The sequence below is a fragment of the Nocardia sp. NPDC051052 genome, from assembly GCF_044456045.1.
Classification (GTDB): Bacteria; Actinomycetota; Actinomycetes; order Mycobacteriales; family Mycobacteriaceae; genus Nocardia.
This window is the reverse complement of sequence record NZ_JBITFL010000008.1, coordinates 135,750-156,994: the sequence shown is the minus strand read 5'-3', so window position 1 is coordinate 156,994 and position 21,245 is coordinate 135,750. Positions and strand designations below refer to the sequence as shown.

Genomic DNA, 21,245 nt, shown 5'->3' with positions numbered 1-21,245 from the left:
GATCGTTTTCCTCCAGCAGGTGTTCTGATCGGTATCGGCGCGGCTACATCCGGGTGCGGAATGTCCACAGTTCCGGGAAGAAGCGGTGGTCGTTGATGGCGCGGAGCCACGGTGCTCCGTCGGTGCCCGCGGTACCGCTCTTGCCGCCGAGCATCCGTTCGACCACCAGCAGGTGGGTGGCCCGCCAGTGCGAGAACTGATAGGCGACCTCCAGCAGGCTCTCTGCGAGCCGGTGCGCGTCGTGATGACGCTCCGGGTGCCGGTAGATCTCCAGCCACACGTCTTCGACGAGCGGGTGCGACTCATGTTGCTGTGCAGGCGGTTTCGCCAGACACTCGGCCGGGACCGAAAATCCTTGCCTGGCAAGGTGTTGCAATACCGCGTCGTACAGCGACGGCTGCGCCAGCTCGGCGCGCAACAGCGGGTGCCCGTCCCGGACCGCCGTGTCCACCTGACGCTCGGGCCGGTTGCCCATCACGAATTCCAAAGCGCGATAGGCGAAGGACTGGGTGCCGGACGCGTCGTTGAGCACATGCCGGAACGCGATGAACTCGTCGACCGACATGCCGTTCATCGACTCCCAGCAGGCCACCAGCACCCGCTGGGTGCGGGTCGCCCTGGCCAGCGCCAGGCAGGTGTCGGCCACGTCGTCGCGTTCCAGCGCGCGGCGGGCGGTGTCGAGATCGTCGATCACCGCGCGGAACAACAACTCCTTCACGTGACTGATCAGGATGAAGTTCAGCTCGCCGCGGGCATCGCTGCGCGGGCGTTGCAGCTCGTGCAGCTCGTCCATATGGGCGTAGGTGACGTACTCGGGAGCGAGATACTCCGGGGCGCTTGTCATGACACTCCTTCCACGGCGCGGCACAGCACCTCGACCGCGCGCGACACCTGCTCGTGCGTCACGTACAGCGGCGCGAAGGCGAAGCGGATCAGGTCGGGTGGCCGTGCGTCGACGAGCACGCCGCCGTCGGCGAGCGTGCTTTCGACCTTGTCCGCCTGGGGAACTCGCAGTGCGAGGTGTCCGCCACGGCGGTCCGCGTCCTCGGGGGACGCGAGCTGAGCCAGCAACTCCGGACTGCGGTTCGCGAGGCATTCCAGGAAGAACCCACTGAGTTCCTTTGAGCGCCGGTGCAACTCGTGGATGCCGACCTCGACCAACGGGGCGAGAGCGTGATTCAGTCCGACGAGGCTGAGCAGCGGCGGTGTGCCCGTCCGCGCCCGATCGATGTCGTCGGCGGGTATGAACGTCGGCGCCATCGCGAATGGCTTGGCGTGCCCGTGCCAACCCGCGAGCGGGAAGTCCACGGTCGACTGAAGCCGGATGGGGACGTAGGTGAACGCCGGCGCCCCGGGGCCACCGCCGAGGTACTTGTACCCGCACCCGACGGCGAGATCGACCGCGTTCGCGTCGAGATCGACCGGGAGGACACCCGTCGCGTGGCTGAGGTCCCACACCGACAGGGCGCCGACAGCGTGGCACAGCGCGGTGACCGGGCGGATCTCGCGCCGCTCCCCCGTGCGAAAATCCACGGGCGCGGCGAGCGCGACCGCCACCCGAGTGCCGTTGTCCCGCAGGTATTCATCGAAGCCGGTGCGCGTCTCGACGACGAGCTCACGGTCCAGCAACTTGGCCACCGAATCCGCGATGTACGAGTCGGTCGGGAACGACTCCGCTTCGATCAGCAGCACCGGGCGGTCCGGGCGGAGGCGGCAGGCGGCGGTCAACGCGTTGAACAGGGTCGTCGAGGTCGTCTCCCCGGCGACCAGCACCTGCCCGGGACCCGCGCCGAGCAGGATGCCCAGCTTGTCGCCCACCGTACGGGGCAGATCCAGCCACCCGTCTTGGAACCAGGCCTGCACCTGCCGAGGCGCCCATTGGCCGGACACGACGCGATCGAGCTCGGCCGCGAGGCTGCCGCGCGGCGGGCCCAGCGAATTGCCGTTGAGGTGAATGGCACCTTCGGTGGCGAACTCCCGCGCGTACTCGGCGAGCGGATCGACGTCGTCGCGTCGCCGCGCCTCCTCGAGCATGCTGCCCGCGCTCGGCATGGTCACTCCGGCTTCCGGTCGTACGGTCATGCCTGGCTCGCTTTCTGCTCGTCGTCGATTGCGGGAACCCAGACCTGCCCGGTGATCCGCACGCTCGCGGTGCCGTCGCGGACGGAACCGGTGCAGCCGAAGACGGATTCGTTGCCGTCTCCCGTCACCTGGCGGACCGTCACGGGCGACCGGCCGTCGGCGGTCAAGCCGAGCCCGGTGAGTCCGAGCGCGGCCGCCGCGGGCAGGCAACCGGCGTCCTCCCGAATCCCGAACCCGGGCGCGAACACTCGGGCAAGCACCTCCTGGCGGTCCGGGTCCCAGCGAAAGGCGGTGAGATCCGTGAGCCCTACTTCCCGCATGCGATCGAGATCCGGAACGGGTAGTGATCGTGGGTCCTCGGTGACGCGCACGAAGTTGAAGGCCCGGCCAACGCCACCGGCGTGCGAGGTTCCCGCGTGCCACCCGAACAGCGCCGGATGGTAGGGAATCTGTTCGTGCACAACGGGTCCGTCGAAGGGCACCCGCACCTCGTTGCCGTCGGTCCACAACCATTGGCAGCCGACCTCGGCGGTCCGGCCGAGCTCACCGGGATCGAGCTGACCGGTGCCGACCAGACAGGCGGCGACGCCGGCCAGCGAGTGCGTGCCGAACGGTGTCTCGCCGTCGGTGTTGAAGACGCGCGAAGCGAAAGTCCGCTGTGCGCGGGAACATTCGCTGACCAACACGGTCTCGTCCGAATTGCCTTGGCGCGCATACTCGGCGGCTTCGGCGACAACCCCGTCGTCACACCGGCCCGCTGGGATCAGCACGTCCAGGGTGCTGCCGCGGCCGGGCGCCGCGCCGAACATGTCTACTCGCAGTACTCGCATCATTCGCCTCCGAGGTGCTTCTCGGCGAAGTCGACAACGACCTGTTCGTCGCCCTGATAGGGCTGGTCGAGGCGCGGCCAGTGCACCACGAGATCGGTGATGCCGACCTGTTCGAGCTCGCCGGCGGCGTCCTCGTAGGCGGCCAGCGAGCTGGTGATCCCGCCCACCGCCGCATCGGCGACGAACAACTTGCCGAGGGTGGCTGGGTCCCGGCCCGCCCGCTCGCACGCGGCGTCGATGCCGCGCACCTGATCTCGCAACAGCGGGACGACCTCGCGCAGCGGCCGCATGCGGAAGTCGTTGGGCGGGCCGGAAGTTACCCAGTACCGCGCGAATCCGGCGGCCAACGCCATCCCTCGCGTGCCGGTTGCGGCCACGGCGAAGGGTAGGCGCGGCGCGTCGTCGGCGCGCGGATGGAAATCCACGCCCGCCGCGGTGTACCAGCGTGACACCTTTGTCACGGAGCCGCGGACGAGCACGGTATCGAGGAGTTCGACGAACGCCTCGAATCGGTCGGCCCGCTCGCGCGGGCCGAGGTCCGGCCCACCGAGGACGCTGGCGTCGAATCCCGGTGCGCCGGAGCCGAGTCCGCAGATCAAACGGCCGCTCGCGATGTCGTCGACGGTGACGAGTTCCTTGGCGAGCGCGACCGGATGGCGGAAGTTCGGGGTGGCCACGAGCATGCCGAGGCCGATGGAGCTGGTGACGGTGGCGGCGGCCGTGAGGGTCGGAATCGCGCCGTACCACGTGCGATCCGCCAGCCAGCGCCACATCAGGTGGTCGTAGGTCCAGGCGTGCTGGTAGCCGAGTTGTTCGGCGGCCCGCCACCGATCGGCGGCGACCTTCCATTCATGCTCGGGCAGTAGGACTATGCCGTGTTTCATCGGCGCGCCTCCTCGAGTCGCAGGTCCGATACCAGCCGAGCCGCCCGGTCGAGCACGTGCAGGATGTCACCGACCAGCGGTCGCATCGCCTCGTCGGACTGAGCGGTGACGACCGGATGATGCCGGCCGTCGACGTTCGGATACAGCCCGTTGTGCGTCAGGTCGGCGGCGAGGTCGGCGATGCGGGAGTCGAGCTGTGCCACGAATTCGGCGTGGCTCACCGGGCGCCGGACGGTCAGGAAGAAGTTGTCGTACAGGTCTTCCTTCTCCCGGGAGACGCTCACGCCTGGCGCGCCCGCCGACTTCTGCAGCAGCGAATGACCGTCCGGCACAAGATGATCGGCGATGTGGCTGTGTGTCACCTCGTTGCGCGCGACCGCTTCGCCGAGCGCGGCGCAGGACGGGTGGTCCTGCCAGGGCATCTTGCCGCGGAAGAGCCGGCGGACCGGTCGATAGTCCGGCGCCCAGGTGCCGCTGAACGCGGGGTGCTGCAACGCCATTCGCGCCCTGATGTCGGCGTGATAGTGCTCCCTCGGCACGGTGGACGAATAGAGCAGCATCGCGCTGTACCCGTCGATACAGGCCGACAGCAGGTCGAGCTCGCGCTCGCCGGGTCCGTCGCCCTCGTCGTCGGAGTGCTGCCACACGACGTCGCACATGGCCCGCCACAGCAGGAACGAGACCTGGTGGCCCGCGATCCAGCGGTACCAGAACAGCCGCTCCTCCTCGACCGGCCGGGCACCGAAGACGTTGTACTCCGACATTTCCCGTTCGGCGGCCGCGCTGTCGTCGGCGGCCGCCGCGGATCTCTCGAAATCGTCGCCGAGCGGCGGCATGAACAACACATGCGGATGCAATGGGGGCGGGCGACGCCCGTCCGACTCATGTCCGTTGCGGCTACTCACGACCCTGCTCCAGGAAAGTAGATGAACTCCATCTCGAGACCGTTCGGGTCGACGACGTACAGGCTCTGCATGCCGTCGGGATCGGTCACGATGTCGGACGGTGCCTCGTCCCTTGCCCATGCGATATCGGTCGACTCGCGCGCCTTCAGCCACTGCTCCCGAAGCGCGACAAGGTCTTCCGGTCGGTTCACGGTGATACCGACGTGTTGATATTGGTAGCCGAGCGGGTCCGGGCCGTCTTGGGTGTGCTCGGCCCGGTCGAAGACGTGGAATCGCACGTCCCCCGTTTTCAGCTCAACCAGTTTCTCGATTCCCGGCAGTCGCTCGAGAGTAAGTGGCGAGAAGCTGTTGAGCTTCCATTCCACCGTGGCGCCGAGGAATTCCTGGTACCACCTGATCGTGGAGTCCACGTCGTCGGTCTGAATGGCGAGGTGGTGAAATCTCGGCGCGATGTCAAGCCCGTGCATCGGATGCCTTTCCGTCGCGAATGTGCTCATGGTGGGTCCCTCACCGCAGCGGGAGGGGTTGTCCCAGCACCTTCCATAGTCGACGGACAGCGACGCCCGGGGCAATCAAATGGGGTTCAAGAAACTCTTAAATCACTGTCAGACAACAATTGTCGGCACTTGCCTGAAACCTGTGCCTGCCAGCGGTTTAGTGCGTACTGGACGGGATACTCCAGCGCACAATGGGATTCGATAGAACGTCCACCGAGGCGTGGCCACGGTGGACGTTCGAAATGGACGGTTTCGTCCACAAAATATGTTACGCCGCAGCGCTATCGGCGTTCCTCACACACGCTTCTCGGCGGCCGCGGGCGCCATCGCGCCAGTGTCCTGGGTGGACGTGTGCGCGCGTTGCAGCAGGTCGGGTAGCAGCGTGAGCAGCCCGCACAGCGCCATTGCCGCGCCGATCCACAGCGGAGCCGCGAGACCGAGCCCGGCGCTGATCCCGATGCCGCCCAGCCACGGTCCGATGACGACACCGATATTGATGGCGGATCCGTTCACGGTGTTGACCAGCGCACCCTCGTTCGACACCGACATCACCCTGGCCGCCATCGCCGGGTTGAGCGGCAGGCCGACCAGGCCGAGCAGCACGGTGGCGAGGATCGTCGGCGCCTTGTATTCGACGCACAGCGCGAAAGCGGTGAGTACCAGCATCAACGCGATCAGCCCGCCGAACAGGATCGGCCGCGTATAGCGGTCCGCGAACCGGCCGACGACGGCGTTGCCCACCACCGTCGCGATCCCGTACACGGCGAACAGCAGCGGCACCGTCGCCGGCGCGAAGTGTGTCGCGTCGGTGAAAATCGGTGAGAGGTAGGTGAATCCGGCCACGACCGAGCCGATGACGAGGGCGTTGGTCGCGTATGCGCCCCACAGCCGCAGGTTCCGGAACGCCTGGATCTCCGACCGGAAGTCCATGGTCTGGGTGTTGCCGCCGGAGGGAACCAGCAGCACGACCGACGCGATACACACCACCGCCAGCGCGTCGACCAGCCAGAAGCTGGCCCGCCAGCCGAAATGCTGCTCGATGAAGGTGGCCGCCGGCAGGCCGACCACCTGGGCGACCATCATGCCGCCGTACAACACCGACATCGCGCGCCCTCGTCGCTCGGCGCCGACGAGTCGCACACAGACGGCGGCGGCGACCCCGAAGAACGCCGAGGCGGCCAGCGCGGTAACGACTCTCGCCACTACCAGCACCCAGTAGTCCTGGGCCAGCGCACCGATCGTCTGCCCGACAACGAACACCACGAGCAGCCAGATCAACGACTTCTTCTGCGGCACTTTCGATAAGCCGACGATCAGGACCGGGCCGCCGATGACCATGCCGAAGGCGAAGATCGAGACGAGGTAACCGATGGCGGCGATGGAAACGCCCAGGTCGCTCGACATGCCGGGAATGAGCCCGGCGACCATGATTTCGGTGGTGTTGAGGCAGAAAACGCCCAGGCCCAACACGTATACGGCAAAAGGCATGACTCCCCTCACGGCTTGGCGAACGCGGTCCACCGGTTGCCGAACGGGTCGGTGAACTGTCCGATGATCAGGCCGGCCGCGTCGGAGAACGGATCCATCAGGCGTTGTCCACCTGCCTGTTCGCAGCGCGCCAGCAGGTCGGGGACGTCGGTGACGAGCAGTCCCGGTATCGCGTAATCGGCCGGGCTTGGCATGGCCGACACGTCCATCGTGCCGCCGATCGGCTCCTCGGCCCCGTCGGGGCGAATGCTGTAATAGACCGCGCCTTCGGCGGCCTCGTCCCGCTGGTATGTCCAGCCGAAGGCCTGTTCGTAGAACTTCCGGGTGGCCGCGAAATCCGTTGTCCCGATTTCGAACCACGCCGTGCCGTTCGGCACCGGGGCCGAACGTGCCTCGCGCACAGCCGGTTCGAAGAGCCCTAGCTTGTTTCCCTGCACGTCGGTGATCACCGCGTGCATATCACCCGCCGCGGTACGCGCGGGGTTCTCGAAAACCTTGGCGCCCAACGTTTCCAGTCGCGGAATGGTCGCCGCGATATCGTCGCAGATCACGCTGATCCACAGCGCGTCACTGCCACCTCGACGCAGCGCGCCCATGCTAGCCGAAGCGCCCGGGGCGGTAATCGTGTCATATCCGGGGCCGAACGAGGTGAATTCCCAGTCGAATATCCGCTGGTAGAACTGCTTATCGAGCTCCGGTTCGGTGGCGGCGATTTCGAACCACCCCACGGTTGTCGGGTGAGTACCCGAGGTGCTCATAACCACTCCTCCTGTATGACAGAGTACGAGTTGGTGTAGCAATTAATACCGTAAACTAGTTTCCAGCGGGAAATCAAGTCCACGACCGGGTAAGGAGAGCCAGTGCCTGTTGACGAAAACGAAAACAGCCAGGTACTCGACTGGCAGGACGGGATAGAGAACGCGCTGGCCCACCTGACCTGTGTGCTGGTGGCGCAACGGACTCGGACCACACCCGAACGGGTGAGCTGGCAGCAGTACGACGTGCTCGAAATGTTGCGTCTACGTGGCCCGATGACGCCCTCATCGCTCAGCGATTCGTTGAGCGTGTCCCGCCCGACGATGTCGAAAGCCCTTCGCGTGCTCAAGGACCAGGACCTCGTGAGGCAGGCGACGCTGGGGACCGACCGGCGGGAACAGACGACGTCGCTTACCCCTGCTGGACGCGAATTCCTGGACCGCGCCGCGGAATGCCGACGAGACAACGCCACCATCGCCGAGTCCGTGCTCACCCCGGCCGAGCAGGCCGTCTTCGCCGAACTGTGCGGCAAGGTGGCCGAGGCCATCAATTCGGCCGCACAACCCGCGCCGATATCGTCATAACCTGCACCGTTTTACGGTTTCAAGAGCTTTTGACAGTAATTTGAGGATTCTCTGGATGTGCCGGGCGTAGCAGTCCGGATATGTTCGATGTAGTGGAAATCGGCCGCGGCCATCGTGCTTGTCATCGGTCAAAACCATTGCGTCGAAAGGAGTTTGCCGTGCCTGAATTCAGCGCCGGCACTATACAGTCCGCGATCGTGGGTTTCGATCCGCTCGAACGCAGTTGGGTCACCGGCGAGAACGCGGGCCTGTCGTTCGCTACCGCGCCCGCACTGGAGGGTGAGCTGCTCGTCGACGAGCAGTCGCGCCAAGCCGTCGCCACCGACCTCGGCAACATCACCAATCACCTGCCCGCTGCGGTACTGCGGCCGCGCTCGGCGAACGACATCGCCGCGATGATCCGCTTCTGCCGCGCGCACGACGTCACCGTGTCGACCAGAGGCGCCGCGCACACCACCCTCGGCCAGGGCCTCACCGACGGCCTGGTGATCGAGAACAAGTACCTAAACCGTATCCATTCCATCGGCACGGACGTCGCCGAAGTCGACGCCGGAATCCTGTGGAAGGACCTGATCAACGCCACCTATGCGCAGTCACCCAAGCTGACACCTCCTGCCATCACGGGATATACCTCGCTGACCGTCGGCGGGACCCTCTCGGTGGGCGGTCTCGGCGGTCTCGTCGGCGCGCTGAACACCGGCCTGCAGGTCGATCACGTGCGCGAGCTCGAGGTCGTCACGGGTACCGGTGCGATCGAGCGCTGCTCGCCCGAGCACAAGCCCGATCTGTTCGAGGCGGTACTCGGCGGGCTCGGCCAGTGCGGCGTTATCACCAAGGCCGTGCTGGACCTCGTTCCCGCGACCGAACGCGCCCGCAGCTACGTGCTGGAGTACACCGACAACGGCGAGTTCTTCCGCGACATGCGCACCCTCATCGAGCGACCCGCCATCGACCACGTCTATGCCGAGATGTACTCGCCGGAGTCCGCGCCGACCCACCGGCTGTATGCCACAGTCCTTTACGATCCGGCCGCGCCGCCGGACGATCAGGTCGCGGCGGCGGGCCTGACCACCGAGCCGCTCATCGACGACACCAGCTACTTGGATTATGTGTACAAGATCGACACGCTTGTCGACGGTATGCGGGCCGAAGTGGGCTGGGATCAGCTGGTCAAGCCCTGGTACGACGTGTGGCTGTCCGGTTCCGTCGTCGAGGAGTACGTCGGCGAGGTGCAGGCACAGCTCACCGCGCGCGACATCGGACCGTTCGGCATCAGCCTGATCTACCCGCAACGGCGTTCACACATGACCAGGCCGTATCCGCCGGTGCCTGCCGCGAATGGCTCCGATTGGGTCTTCGTTCTCGACATCAACACCGTGGCCGAAACTCCCGGAGTCGATCCGGAATTCATCGAGGAAATGCTCGATCGCAACGATCGGATGTTCGCCCACGCGCGCGAGCAGTACGACGCCGTGCTCTACCCGATCGGCTCGCTGCGCTTCACCGCGCGGGACTGGCGGGCTCATTACGGCGACAAATGGACGGCGTTGCGCGCCGCGAAAACACGGTACGACCCGAGCGCCATTCTCGCGCCCGGTCTGCAGATATTCCAGGACGAGTGACCGGGAGAACCCCCATGCCTCCAGCCAAACCCGAACTGACCGGAACCACCGGTGCCGTAGCCAGCACCCATTGGCTTGCCTCCGCGGCAGGCATGCGCATCCTGGCCAACGGCGGCAACGCCTTCGACGCCGCCGTCGCCGCCGGATTCGTGCTGCAGGTGGTGGAACCGCACTTCAACGGCCTCGGCGGTGACCTCTCCGTGGTGGCGCATCGCGCGAAAAGCAATGAGGTACAGCAGATCTGCGGCCAGGGACCGATGCCGCAGGCGATCAGCATCGATACCTTCGCCGACCTCGGGCTGAGCGGCATCCCCGGCTCCGGCCTGCTGCCCGCCTGCGTGCCCGGCGCGTTCGGCGGCTGGATGCGGTTGCTCGCCGAGTTCGGGACCATGCGCCTTGCCGATGTCCTGCAGCCCGCGATCGGATACGCGGACAACGGTTTTCCGTTGCTGCCCGAGACCGCGCAGGCCATCGACGTGCTCGCGCCGCTGTTCCGCGACGAATGGACCGGGTCGGCGCAGACCTATCTGCCGGGCGGCGTCGCCCCGGCCGCGGGCAGCCGCTTCCGTAATCCCGCGCTCGCCAATACGTACCAGCGGCTGATCAAAGCGGCGGAATCCGCCTCGGCCGACCGCGAGGCCCAGATCCAGGCCGCGCACGACGCCTACTACAAAGGCTTTGTCGCGGAGGAGATCTCGGAGTTCCTCGCGTCCGGTCCGATGCTCGATTCGACCGGCAGGCGACACAGCGGACTGCTGACCGCGGACGATCTCGCGGGGTGGCAGGCGACCGTGGAGACCGCGCCGAGCTACGGCTATGGTCCGTACCAGGTGTTCAAACCGGGGCCGTGGTCGCAGGGTCCGGTGTTCCTGCAGCAGATCGCGCTGCTCGACGGATTCGATCTGGCGAAGATGGGCCACGGCAGCGCCGACTACCTGCACACCGTGACGGAGTGCACGAAGCTGGCGATGGCCGACCGCGAGGCCTGGTACGGCGATCCCGCCTTCAGCGATGTGCCGTTGGACGCGCTGCTCGCCGCGGACTACAACCGCGAGCGGCGGGCACTGGTCGGTCCGCGTGCCGCACTGGACCTGCGTCCCGGCGCGCCCGGTGGCCGCACCTCGTTCATCCCCGAACGGTCCACGCCGGACTATCCCGAGGCCGAGACGGAGTGGATGTCCCAGCTACGCAACGGCTTACCGACGATCCTGCTGGAGACCACCACCAAGGGTGACACCGTCACCGTCACCGCCGTCGACCGGCACGGCAACATGGTCGCCGCGACGCCCAGCGGCGGCTGGCTGAAGAGTTCGCCCGCCATCGCGAGCCTCGGCTTCCCGCTCGGCACCCGCGGACAGTGTGGTTATCTCACCCCCGACCACCCGAACTCGCTCGCGGCGGGCAAGCGGCCGCGCACCACACTCAGCCCGACCGTGGTGCTGCGCGACGGCCGCCCGTACGTCGCCTTCGGCACGCCGGGTGGCGATCGGCAGGACCAGTGGACGTTGCAGTTCTTCCTCAACGTCGTCGACTTCGGGCTCGACTTCCAGACCGCGACCGAAACCACGGCCTTCCACACCGATCAGGTGCCCGCGTCGTTCACCCCGCACGCGCATCGACCCGGCGTGCTGGTGGCCGAGGAGACCTGCGATCCGGCGGTGGTCCAGCAGCTGGAACAACGCGGCCACGAGGTGGAACTGGTCCCCGCGTACTCGCTCGGCCGGGTCTGCGCCGCCGGGTTCACCGAGGACAACGAGTTCGTCCGGGCGGCCGCGAGCCCACGCAAGCGGCACGCCTACGCCGTAGCCGAATAGTGCTGGGCGACACCATTTTCGAAAGGAACAACGATGACGATCACCGAACATCGTCCGGAGATCATCGAACTCACCGATGAGCAGCAGCGCAGGGAATGGCAGGCGTTCACGCTGTCCGACCTGCCCGAGATGATCAGCGCGATGCACGCCTGCCACGCGGTGCGGGCCATTGCCGACACCCCGTTGCTGGAGCGGCTCCGCAACGGCCCGCGCAGCGCCGCCGACGGCCTGCTGGCCGGGATCGATCCCGACATGGGGCCCGGCTTCCTGCGCTACCTGGTCAATCGCGGCATCCTCGAAACCCGGGGCGAGGAGTACTACCTGACCCGGCTCGGCGAATTCCTCACCACCGACGTGTCATTGGCCCGGCTCGGCGTTTACGTCGACGCGTACGGCATGGTGACCAGCCGGACCGGCGATCTGCTCACCGGCAAGGCGGTCTACGGCAAGGACGTGATCCGCGACGGCGGCAAGCTCGGCGCGCACTGCGACACCTTGTTCTCCGCGTTCCACACACCAACGCTGCTGACCGCCATGCGCGGCCGGAATGTCCAGCGCATCCTCGACATCGGTTGTGGTGGCGGGCAATTGGTGGTGGATGCCTGTCTGCGCGACCCCTCGCTGACCGGTATCGGCCTGGATATCGATGCCGACGCCGTCGCGGTGGCCAACGAGCACGCCCGCACCTCCGGTGTCGCGGACCGGGTCAAGTTCGTGGTCGGTGACGCCTTCGCCCCCAAGACCTGGCCGAAGGAATGCTTCGAGGCCGACGGGCTCTGCATGATGAGCGCGCTGCACGAGCACTTCCGGCACGGCGAGCAGGCGGTCATCGACCTGTTGAACGAGATTTCCGCGACCTTCCCCGAGCTGAAGATCCTGCTCGTCGGCGAACCCGAAATCCGTTACGACAGCAGGGAAAACGACGACGACTTCTTCCTGATCCACGTGCTGACCGGGCAGGGTCTGCCCCGCGACCGTGCCGCCTGGTTCGACGTGTTCGAGAAGTCCGAACTGACCTGTCGCCGGATGTATACGCGACCGGAGGCCGGGCCCCGGTTGTGCTTCTACGATCTGGCCGGAAAGGACCGGTCGTGACCAGCTCGACCAGGACCGCCGCGGTCGAGACCGGGCTCGACCTGTTCTCGACCGAAGCGCTCCTGGACCCGGTCCCCTGCTATCAGACGTTGCGCGACCTCGGCCCCGTCGTGCACATGACCGAACACGATCTCTACGGCCTGTTCCGGTACGACCAGGTGCGCGCGGCGCTCACCGACTGGGCGGGGTTCAGCTCCGCCCAGGGAATCGCGATGAACCCCACGGCCAACGAACTCTCCGACGGCTCGCTGCTCTCGATGGACCCGCCGCGGCACCGCGCGGTGCGCAAGGTCATGGACGATGCCCTGCGCCCCAAATATGTGCGCCAGGTGGCCGGCAACATCGAGCAGCTCGCCGACGATCTCGTGGACGATCTGATGCGGCGCGAAACCTTCGACGGTGTCACCGATTTCGCGGCCAAGCTGCCGGTCGACATCGTAATGGACCTGATCGGCTTTCCCCGCGACGAACAGCGGGACAAGATTCTGGTCTGGGCGCTGGGCGCGTTCAATTATTTCGGGCCGCCCGGTGAGCGGCAGCTGTCGACCTTCCCCGACGTCGAGGCGCTCATGCAGTACCTCGTCACCGACGCGACGCCGGACAAACTGCTGCCCGACAGTTTCGGCCAAATCGTCTGGGAGGCAGCCGATCGCGGCGAGATCAGCGAGAACGAAGCATTGATGACGATGAGCGCCTACGCCTGCGCCGGGCTGGACACCACCATCGCCGGAGTGGCCAGCACCCTCTGGTTGCTGGCGCAGAACCCGGATCAGTGGGCGGCCGTGCGGCAGGACCCGAAGCTCGTCCCCGGTGCGTTCCTGGAAGGGGTTCGGCTGGAGACACCGATCCAGCATTTTTCCCGGGTGACCACCGAAGACCGCGACGTCGACGGTGTGACGATTCCCGAAGGTGCCCGGGTCCTGGTCTCCTATGCCGCGGCCAACCGGGATGAACGCCACTATCCCGACGCGGACCGTTTCCGGGCGGACCGAAACCCGGCGGACACAGTCGGTTTCGGCTTCGGCATCCACAACTGTCCCGGACGTACGCTCGCCTCGATGGAGGCGAATGCCCTGTTCGGCGCGCTCGCCAAACGAGCCACCACGATCGAGCTCACCGGCGACCCCGTCCGAGAACCGAACAACATCACCCGGGGACTGGCCACACTCCCCATCCGCATCTCCTGAAAGGGGCGACCATGCGAGCGGCACAGGTTGTCGAGTACGGCGCGCCACTCGAAATGCGCGAAATCCCCGATCCCGCACCGGAACCGGACGGCGTGGTGCTCGAAGTCCTCGCCACCGGCATCTGCCGCAGCGACTGGCACGCGTGGATGGGCGACTGGGGCTGGATGGGTGGGCAGGTCGCGTTGCCGCGCACGCTGGGACACGAGATCGTCGGCACGGTTACCGCCGTCGGCGCCGAGGTGCGCGGCGTGCGTGTCGGCGACCGGGTCACCACTCCGTTCCACCTGGCCTGCGGGACGTGCGCATACTGCCGTGCGGGACAGGCCAACGTCTGCGACAACATGCAGGTGCTCGGGTTCTGGTGCGACGGTGGCTATGCCGAGTACGTGCAGATCGCGAACGCCGACTTCAACTGCGTGCCGGTACCGGAGGAGCTCACCCCGGTCGCGGCCAGTGCGATCGGGTGCCGGTTCATGACGGCCTTCCATGCGGTCACCGAGCAGGGGGAGGTTCGCCCCGGCGAATGGCTGGCGGTGCACGGTGTCGGCGGTGTCGGGTTGGCGGCCGTGCAGATCGCCAGCGCCGCAGGGGCTTGCGTGATCGCGGTGGATATCGACCCGGCCAAGCTCGCGCTCGCCAAGGAGCAGGGCGCGGCGCACACCGTCGACGCGAGCGTCGAGCAGGACGTGCCCGCGGCGGTGCAGGAGTTCACCGGCGGCGGTGCGCACGTCTCCATCGATGCGCTCGGCACCCGGGCGACCGTGCTGAATTCCGTACGCTCGCTGCGCAAACGCGGCCGTCACGTCCAGGTCGGGCTGACCAGTGCGGCGGATGCCGGTGAGATCGCACTGCCGATGGACACCATCACCATCGGCGAGCTGACCATCGTCGGCTCGCACGGCAATCCGCATTCCAGCTATCCGCGGCTGCTCTCGCTGGTCTCCTCCGGCCGGCTCACGCCGCAAACGCTGGTGCAGCGCACCGTTTCGCTGGACCGAGCCGGGGAAGTCCTCTCCGCGATGAGCGATTTCACCACCAACGGCATCACCGTCATCGACCGCTTCTGACGCGGACCGGGAGGACTCGTGGATACCTTGTGCGGCACCGTGGGCGTTGCGGCCCGAAACTTCCTGTCCCGCAAGCACCTGCTGTACATCGGCGGTAGGTTCGTCGCCTCGGCGATGGGGCGGACGTTCACCACCGACGACCCGTCGACCGGCGGCCATCTCACCGAGATCGCCTATGCGGGCCCTGATGACGTCGCAGCAGCCGTCACCGCGGCGCGCGCCGCGCTCGACGGACCGTGGAGTCGACTGTCCGCGGCCGATCGCGGCCTGATCATCGCTCGCCTCGCAGACCTGATCGACCGCAACGGCGACGAGCTTGCCGAGCTCGAGGCCCTCGACGGCGGCAAGCCGATCACCATGACCCGCGCGCTCGATGTGCCGGCGGCGGCGGCACAGTTCCGCTACTTCAGCGGCTGGCCCGCACGGATCGAGGGCGAGACGATCCCGGTCGCGGTGCCGAATACGTTGTGCTACACCAGGAAAGAGCCCGTCGGCGTCTGCGCCCAGATCATCCCGTGGAACTTCTCGCTGTTGATGTCGGCGTGGAAGGTCGGGGCGGCGCTGGCCGCCGGGTGCACCGTGGTGCTCAAACCCGCGGAGCAGACACCACTTACCGCGTTGCGCCTCGCCGAGCTGATCGACGAGGCCGGTTTCCCCGCGGGCACCGTCAATGTGCTGACCGGCGATGGCGAGACCGGTGCCGCGCTGGTCGATCACCCGGGCGTCGACAAGATCGTCTTCACCGGGTCGACCTCGGTGGGGCGTGAGATCGGCGCGAAGGCGGGCGCGCAGCTCAAGCGGGTCACGTTGGAGCTCGGCGGGAAGAGCGCGAACATCATTCTTCCGGACGCCGACCTCGACGCCGCGATCGCCGGAAGCTACAACGGGATATTTTTCAATACCGGCCAGGCGTGCAACGCCGCATCCAGGCTGTTCGTGCACCAGAGCGTGTATGACGAGGTCATCGAGGGGCTGGCGGCGCGGGCGAAGAGCGCGCAGGTCGGTCCGGCGCTGGATCCGGCGACCGAGTGTGGGCCGGTGATATCGGCCGAGCAGTACCGCCGGGTGCGTGGTTACATCCAGGACGGGGTGGCGGCCGGGGCGACCTTGACCTCGGGCGATCTCCCCGAACCCGTGCCGCATGGCGGATACTTCATTCGCCCAACGCTTTTCACCGATGTCTCGCCGGACATGCGGATCTGCCGGGAGGAGATCTTCGGACCGGTGCTGGTGGTGGCTCCGTTCGACAGCATCGACGATGCGGTGCGCATGGCCAATGACACCGACTACGGTCTCGCGGCCGGGGCCTGGACCCAAAACCTCAGCAACGCACACACTCTCGCCGCTCGCCTGCAAGCGGGCTCGGTCTATCTCAATACGTGGGCGCCTGGCGATCCGGCCGCACCGTTCGGTGGGGTCAAGGCGTCCGGCGTCGGCCGGGAGATGGGGCGCGCCGGGCTCGACGCGTATCTCGAGCCGAAGACCGTGTGGGCGACCCTCGCGTGAAAACAGCGGAAGGAGAAGACGATGTGTGGAATCGTCGGTTGGCTGGATTTCGATCGTGATCTCACTGCCGAGCACCGAGTTGTCCAGAAGATGGTGGACACCATGGCTTTACGCGGTCCGGACGCCGAAGGGCTCTGGTCGCATCCGCACTGCGCTTTAGGACATCGGCGGCTTTCGGTGATCGACCTCGAAGGCGGCAAGCAGCCGATGGTCACGCCGGAGACGCTGCCGGACGGAACGTCGCTGGCCGCGATCAGTTACAGCGGTGAGGTGTACAACTTCACCGAGCTTCGCGACGAACTCGAGGCGCACGGTCACCGCTTCATGACCAGGAGCGACACCGAGGTCGTCCTGCGGGCGTATCTGGAGTGGGGCGCGGAATTCGTGCGGCGGCTGAACGGAATGTTCGCGTTCGCGATCTGGGACAGCCGCGTCGAGGAATTGCTGCTGTATCGGGATCGGTTGGGCGTCAAGCCTTTGTTCTACTATCCGACGCCGAATGGGGTGCTCTTCGGGTCCGAACCGAAGGCGATTCTCGCCCATCCGGAGAGCCGGGCGGTGCTCACCCTCGACGGACTGCGCGACGTACTGTCGTTTGTTCGGGTGCCGGGGCAGACGCCGCTGCAGGGCATGCACGAGGTGCGTCCCGGGCATGTAGTCCGGGTGCGCGATGGCCGGCGGACCGAGGAGAAGTATTGGGAACTGAAGTCCCGGCCGCACACCGACGACATTCCCGCGAGTGTCGGTAAGGTCCGGGAGTTGCTGGAAGACATTGTCGCCCGGCAGCTGGTCGCCGATGTTCCGCTGTGCACCTTGCTGTCCGGTGGTTTGGATTCCAGCGCGTTGACCGCGCTCGCGCAGCGCAGGCTCGACGCCGATGGGGGCGAACGTATCCGGAGTTTCTCGGTGGATTTCGAGGGGCAGGTGGAGAACTTCGCGCCGGAGCCGCTGCGGGAGGCCCCCGATCAACCGTTCGCGGCGGAATTGGTGCGGCACGTCGGTACCGACCATCAGACCATCTTGTTGAACAACACGGATCTGGTCGCGCCGAAAATCCGGTCGGCGGTGTCGCGGGCCTGGGACCTGCCCTTCGGCGACGGCGATCTCGGTCCGTCGCTCTATCTGTTGTTCCGAGCTGTCCGCGCGCAGTCCACCGTCGCGCTGTCCGGCGAATCCGCGGACGAGGTGTTCGGCGGATACCTGTGGTTCCACGACGAGAAGGCCGTGCAGGCCGATACTTTTCCGTGGCACGCGCTCGGCGAACGCTCGATCACCGAGCAATCGACGGCATTCCTGGATCCCGATCTGACGGCGAAACTGAACCTGCCGGAATACATCGCCGACCAGTACCACACGGCGCTGCAAGAGGTTCCGCACCTGGCCGGCGAAACCGGGCACGACCGGCGGATGCGGATCGCGAGCTATCTGAATCTCACCAGGTGGCTTCTGGTGATGCTGGATCGCAAGGACCGGTTGAGCATGGCAAGCGGAATCGAGGTTCGGGTGCCGTTCTGCGATCATCGTTTGGTCGAGTATGTTTTCAACGCGCCGTGGTCGATCAAGACCTTCGACGGGCGGGAGAAGAGCCTGTTGCGCGCCGCCACCGCCGATCTACTGCCCGCGTCCATTGTGAAACGCCGCAAGGCGCCCTATCCATCCACGCAGGATTCCGGGTATGACCGGGCGATCAAGCAGATACTGGAGAAGATCGTCGCGGAACCCAGTTCTCCGGCACTGCCTTTGTTCGATCTCGACGCGATCGATAAGCATCTCCATGCGCCGGTCGATAGCGCATCGTCGATGCAGGAAAGGGGCCTATACAACGAGACTCCGATTCGGCTGGCCGAGTGGCTGGCCGCCTATGACGTGCACGTAATGATATAATTTCCAATTGGAAACTAGTTCTGGTCACGCCGAGGGGAGTGGAAATGTCGGATCGAGTCGGACGGCAAGCGAACGACAGCATTACGCTGCAAGGCGTCCGAGAGCACAACCTGAAGAACGTGTCCCTGGACATCCCGAAGGGACGGCTGACCGTCTTCACGGGAGTGTCGGGTTCCGGTAAGTCGTCGTTGGTGTTCGGCACCATCGCGATCGAATCCCAGCGCCAGCTCAACGAGACCTTTCCCTGGTTCATCCGCAACCGGCTGCCGAAGTACGAGCGGCCGCACGCCGAGGGCATGTCGCACCTGTCCACCGCGATCGTGGTGGACCAGCGACAGATCGGCGGCAGTTCCCGATCGACCGTCGGCACCATGACCGAGATCAATCCCATTCTGCGCGTGTTGTTTTCGCGCCACGGCAAGCCCAGCGCGGGTGAGTCGACCATGTACTCGTTCAACGTTCCGCAGGGCATGTGCCCCGAGTGCGAAGGTCTGGGGCGTACCGCGCGACTCGACCTCGACCTGCTGCTCGACCGGAAGAAGTCGCTGAACGAGGGCGCGATCACCTCACCGCTGTTCGCTGTCGGCGGCTATCCGTGGATCACCTACGCGGAGTCCGGGGTGTTCGATCCGGACAAGCCGTTGCAGAAGTTCACCGCCGAGGAATGGGAAAAGCTGCTCCACGGTGGCGGTTTCAAAGTTCGGCGGCCCGGCAAAGACGTGACGCATTCCAATGAATACGAAGGCATTGTCGTCCGGTTCAATCGCCGGTATCTCAAGAACGGTCTCGATGCGCTGAAGGACAAGGAGCGCAAGGACGTTGAGCAGGTCGTGACGACCGGCACCTGTGAGGTGTGCGGCGGTGGACGGCTCAACAAGGCCGCGCTCGCCTCGAAGATCAACGGCAAGAACATCGCCGACTACGCGGAACTGGAAGTGAGCGAACTGATCGCCGAGTTGGGGCACATCGATGATCGGGTCGCCAGGCCCGTCGTCGAGGCCGCCGTCACGGCGCTGACCCGCCTGGAGTCGATCGGCCTCGGCTACCTCAGTCTCGGCCGCGAGACGTCCACTCTGTCCGGCGGTGAAGGCCAGCGGCTGAAGACGGTGCGCCATCTCGGCAGCAGCCTGAGCGATCTGACCTTCATCTTCGACGAGCCGAGCGTCGGCCTGCATCCGCGAGATGTGCACCGGCTCAACGAACTTCTCGCCCAGCTGCGCGACAACGGCAACACCGTGCTCGTCGTCGAACACAACCCCGACGTGATGGCCGTCGCCGACCGCATCGTCGACATGGGTCCCGGAGCGGGCTCGCACGGCGGCGAGATCGTGTTCGAAGGGACGTACCGCAAGCTGCTGAAAGCCGACACGCTCACCGCCCAAAGGTTGCGTGCGCACACCGGTTTGAAGGACGAGGTACGCAAATCCACTGGCACGCTGGACATCACCAAAGCGACGCTGAACAACCTGCACGATGTGTCTGTCAGCATTCCCACCGGCGTGCTGACCGCGGTGACCGGTGTGGCAGGCTCCGGCAAGAGTTCGCTCATCTCAGGGGCTTTCGCCGCCCAGCATCCCGACGCGGTGATGGTGGACCAATCGGGCATCGGCATTTCCTCGCGATCGACACCGGCCACCTACGTCGACATCATGGATACTGTCCGCACGTTGTTCGCGAAAGCCAATGACGCCGAGCCAGGTCTGTTCAGCTTCAACTCCACCGGTGCCTGCCCGGCGTGCAAGGGGCGCGGTGTGATCGAGACCGACCTTGCCTACATGGATCCCGTCACGGTGACCTGCGAGGTGTGTGAAGGTAGCCGGTACAACGACGAGGCGCTACAGAAGACGTTGCGCGGCAAGAACATTGCCGAGGTACTCGGACTCACCGTCGAAGAGAGTCTCTCCTACTTCACCGAGGAGAAGGTGACCGGAAAGCTCGCGCTGCTAAGTGAGGTCGGGTTGTCGTATCTGACACTGGGCCAGCCGCTTTCCACCCTGTCCGGTGGCGAACGTCAGCGACTCAAGCTCGCGCTTCGGCTCCAGGACACGGGCACCGTTTTCGTCTTCGACGAGCCGACCACCGGCCTGCACATGGCCGACGTCGACCGCCTACTCACCCTGTTCGATCGCCTCGTCGACGACGGAAACACCGTCATCGTCGTCGAACACGATCTCGAGGTCGTCAAACACGCCGACTGGGTAATCGACCTCGGCCCCGACGCGGGCCGCCACGGCGGCCGAGTCCTCTTCGAGGGCACCCCCGAACAACTCACCTCCGACAAAAAGTCCGTTACGGCACAGTATTTGCGCACCGACCTCGAGCGTGCGGATCGCTGACATAGCTTATCGCTGGCTACCACACCACTCGAACGCTCCGCCCAGAGACCAACGCCATTACCTTGACTAAGAAGGTACCTAGTCGGTCGAGCGTGCCAACATGTCTTGCATGCTCGACCGACTCGGCGAGTTCACTTTCAAGCCGCGACTAGACGGATCATTTCGGCAGAACAATGAGCGCAGCGCTTCCCCGAACCGAAATCATTTCACACCAATTGGTCCGGTTTCGCCACCCCCGATCGAACGCCACGCATTGCTCCCAACACGCTCAAGTCTCCGCAGAGAGCGCCGATGCCCGGTCAGACGACCATTTGTTAGGGAGCAAACCTGCGGACACCGGCCACCACGTAACTGTTTGGCAATCAATCCGCGCGTCGACCCTATGCCGCAACACAGGAGCGTATCGTCACCACTCCAAGTGAATTTTCCTGTTGCATTCGTACAGCGCTACGCCTACACTGGCCGGGGTAAAGGGGATGTACATGATCGACATCGGTTGCAGCACTTTTGGCGGTTTTATAACGCTGTCCGTGCCTGTTGACCTAGAGTATCAGCATTCAGGCACATTTAGGCTGCAGGCTTCTGGGGGAGATTCGCGTGACACATGATGGATTTCCACCTCTCCCCGACGGAGGCCCTGGAGCTCGACACGAAGGTTCGTCCACCTCGGTCGAGGAAGATGCCCGTCGACTTGTTTCCGACAGTCCG

The 21,245-nt window shown here is 65.8% G+C and carries 17 protein-coding genes; 9 read left to right on the top strand and 8 right to left on the bottom strand.

From position 1 onward, the window contains the following. Positions 1 to 43: 43 nt before the first annotated feature. The 8 genes from ACIBCN_RS27365 to ACIBCN_RS27330 form a co-directional block, all read right to left on the bottom strand. On the bottom strand, positions 44 to 844 hold the full coding sequence (locus tag ACIBCN_RS27365) for a tryptophan 2,3-dioxygenase (protein ID WP_396994539.1): 801 nt from the start codon (positions 842 to 844) through the stop codon (positions 44 to 46). After that, on the bottom strand, positions 841 to 2,082 hold the full coding sequence (locus tag ACIBCN_RS27360; RefSeq protein ID WP_396994538.1) for an aminotransferase class V-fold PLP-dependent enzyme: 1,242 nt from the start codon (positions 2,080 to 2,082) through the stop codon (positions 841 to 843). Before ACIBCN_RS27360 ends, ACIBCN_RS27365 begins: the two co-directional genes overlap by 4 nt. Continuing rightward, on the bottom strand, positions 2,079 to 2,915 hold the full coding sequence (locus ACIBCN_RS27355; protein ID WP_396994537.1) for a phenazine biosynthesis protein PhzF: 837 nt from the start codon (positions 2,913 to 2,915) through the stop codon (positions 2,079 to 2,081). Before ACIBCN_RS27355 ends, ACIBCN_RS27360 begins: the two co-directional genes overlap by 4 nt. Beyond that, entirely contained in the window at positions 2,912 to 3,796 is an 885-nt protein-coding gene (locus ACIBCN_RS27350) for an LLM class flavin-dependent oxidoreductase (protein WP_396994536.1), read from the bottom strand. The genes ACIBCN_RS27355 and ACIBCN_RS27350 overlap by 4 nt, the downstream gene beginning before the upstream one ends. Beyond that, positions 3,793 to 4,701, bottom strand: a complete 909-nt coding sequence (locus tag ACIBCN_RS27345) for an L-tyrosine 3-hydroxylase (RefSeq protein WP_396994535.1) — start codon at positions 4,699 to 4,701, stop codon at positions 3,793 to 3,795. Before ACIBCN_RS27345 ends, ACIBCN_RS27350 begins: the two co-directional genes overlap by 4 nt. Next, the gene (locus tag ACIBCN_RS27340) at positions 4,698 to 5,198 is read right to left on the bottom strand and encodes a VOC family protein (RefSeq protein WP_396994534.1); all 501 of its coding nucleotides are present in this window, start codon (positions 5,196 to 5,198) and stop codon (positions 4,698 to 4,700) included. Before ACIBCN_RS27340 ends, ACIBCN_RS27345 begins: the two co-directional genes overlap by 4 nt. A 294-nt stretch (positions 5,199 to 5,492) precedes the next feature. Then, complete coding sequence (locus tag ACIBCN_RS27335) at positions 5,493 to 6,686, bottom strand: MFS transporter (RefSeq protein ID WP_396994533.1); 1,194 nt, start codon at positions 6,684 to 6,686, stop codon at positions 5,493 to 5,495. Between the two features lie 8 nt (positions 6,687 to 6,694). Then, positions 6,695 to 7,444 (bottom strand): VOC family protein, encoded by a 750-nt coding sequence (locus ACIBCN_RS27330; protein WP_396994532.1) that lies wholly within the window; start codon positions 7,442 to 7,444, stop codon positions 6,695 to 6,697. Positions 7,445 to 7,546: 102 nt separating this feature from the next. Here ACIBCN_RS27330 and ACIBCN_RS27325 point away from each other — a divergent pair, with 102 nt between their 5' ends. From ACIBCN_RS27325 to ACIBCN_RS27285, 9 genes are all read left to right on the top strand, one after another. Next, positions 7,547 to 8,026 carry a MarR family winged helix-turn-helix transcriptional regulator gene (locus ACIBCN_RS27325; protein ID WP_396994531.1) on the top strand — a complete coding sequence of 160 codons (480 nt, stop codon included), beginning with the start codon at positions 7,547 to 7,549 and terminating at the stop codon, positions 8,024 to 8,026. A 158-nt stretch (positions 8,027 to 8,184) separates the two neighbouring features. After that, positions 8,185 to 9,648: an FAD-binding protein gene (locus tag ACIBCN_RS27320; protein WP_396994530.1), complete on the top strand. Its 1,464-nt coding sequence runs from the start codon at positions 8,185 to 8,187 to the stop codon at positions 9,646 to 9,648. A gap of 14 nt (positions 9,649 to 9,662) precedes the next feature. Beyond that, positions 9,663 to 11,462 carry a gamma-glutamyltransferase family protein gene (locus ACIBCN_RS27315; protein WP_396994529.1) on the top strand — a complete coding sequence of 600 codons (1,800 nt, stop codon included), beginning with the start codon at positions 9,663 to 9,665 and terminating at the stop codon, positions 11,460 to 11,462. 33 nt (positions 11,463 to 11,495) lie between these two features. Further along, complete coding sequence (locus ACIBCN_RS27310) at positions 11,496 to 12,557, top strand: methyltransferase domain-containing protein (RefSeq protein ID WP_396994528.1); 1,062 nt, start codon at positions 11,496 to 11,498, stop codon at positions 12,555 to 12,557. Further along, on the top strand, positions 12,554 to 13,744 hold the full coding sequence (locus ACIBCN_RS27305) for a cytochrome P450 (protein WP_396994527.1): 1,191 nt from the start codon (positions 12,554 to 12,556) through the stop codon (positions 13,742 to 13,744). Before ACIBCN_RS27310 ends, ACIBCN_RS27305 begins: the two co-directional genes overlap by 4 nt. A gap of 11 nt (positions 13,745 to 13,755) precedes the next feature. Then, a complete protein-coding gene (locus tag ACIBCN_RS27300; protein WP_396994526.1) occupies positions 13,756 to 14,811 on the top strand; it encodes a zinc-dependent alcohol dehydrogenase family protein in 1,056 nt (351 codons plus the stop codon). Between the two features lie 18 nt (positions 14,812 to 14,829). Further along, positions 14,830 to 16,317 (top strand): aldehyde dehydrogenase family protein, encoded by a 1,488-nt coding sequence (locus tag ACIBCN_RS27295; RefSeq protein ID WP_396994525.1) that lies wholly within the window; start codon positions 14,830 to 14,832, stop codon positions 16,315 to 16,317. Positions 16,318 to 16,338: 21 nt separating this feature from the next. Further along, positions 16,339 to 18,201: an asparagine synthase (glutamine-hydrolyzing) gene (gene asnB / locus ACIBCN_RS27290; protein WP_396994524.1), complete on the top strand. Its 1,863-nt coding sequence runs from the start codon at positions 16,339 to 16,341 to the stop codon at positions 18,199 to 18,201. A gap of 44 nt (positions 18,202 to 18,245) precedes the next feature. Then, positions 18,246 to 20,537, top strand: a complete 2,292-nt coding sequence (locus ACIBCN_RS27285; protein ID WP_396994523.1) for an ATP-binding cassette domain-containing protein — start codon at positions 18,246 to 18,248, stop codon at positions 20,535 to 20,537. Positions 20,538 to 21,245: the final 708 nt, after the last annotated feature.

Coding starts and splice junctions, on each gene's coding strand:
- asnB (WP_396994524.1), top strand. CDS start 16,339: ATGTGTGGAATCGTCGGTTGGCTGGATTTCGATCGTGATCTCACTGCC.
- ACIBCN_RS27340 (WP_396994534.1), bottom strand. CDS start 5,198: ATGAGCACATTCGCGACGGAAAGGCATCCGATGCACGGGCTTGACATC.
- ACIBCN_RS27330 (WP_396994532.1), bottom strand. CDS start 7,444: ATGAGCACCTCGGGTACTCACCCGACAACCGTGGGGTGGTTCGAAATC.
- ACIBCN_RS27315 (WP_396994529.1), top strand. CDS start 9,663: ATGCCTCCAGCCAAACCCGAACTGACCGGAACCACCGGTGCCGTAGCC.
- ACIBCN_RS27335 (WP_396994533.1), bottom strand. CDS start 6,686: ATGCCTTTTGCCGTATACGTGTTGGGCCTGGGCGTTTTCTGCCTCAAC.
- ACIBCN_RS27350 (WP_396994536.1), bottom strand. CDS start 3,796: ATGAAACACGGCATAGTCCTACTGCCCGAGCATGAATGGAAGGTCGCC.
- ACIBCN_RS27285 (WP_396994523.1), top strand. CDS start 18,246: ATGTCGGATCGAGTCGGACGGCAAGCGAACGACAGCATTACGCTGCAA.
- ACIBCN_RS27360 (WP_396994538.1), bottom strand. CDS start 2,082: ATGACCGTACGACCGGAAGCCGGAGTGACCATGCCGAGCGCGGGCAGC.
- ACIBCN_RS27300 (WP_396994526.1), top strand. CDS start 13,756: ATGCGAGCGGCACAGGTTGTCGAGTACGGCGCGCCACTCGAAATGCGC.
- ACIBCN_RS27355 (WP_396994537.1), bottom strand. CDS start 2,915: ATGATGCGAGTACTGCGAGTAGACATGTTCGGCGCGGCGCCCGGCCGC.
- ACIBCN_RS27310 (WP_396994528.1), top strand. CDS start 11,496: ATGACGATCACCGAACATCGTCCGGAGATCATCGAACTCACCGATGAG.
- ACIBCN_RS27365 (WP_396994539.1), bottom strand. CDS start 844: ATGACAAGCGCCCCGGAGTATCTCGCTCCCGAGTACGTCACCTACGCC.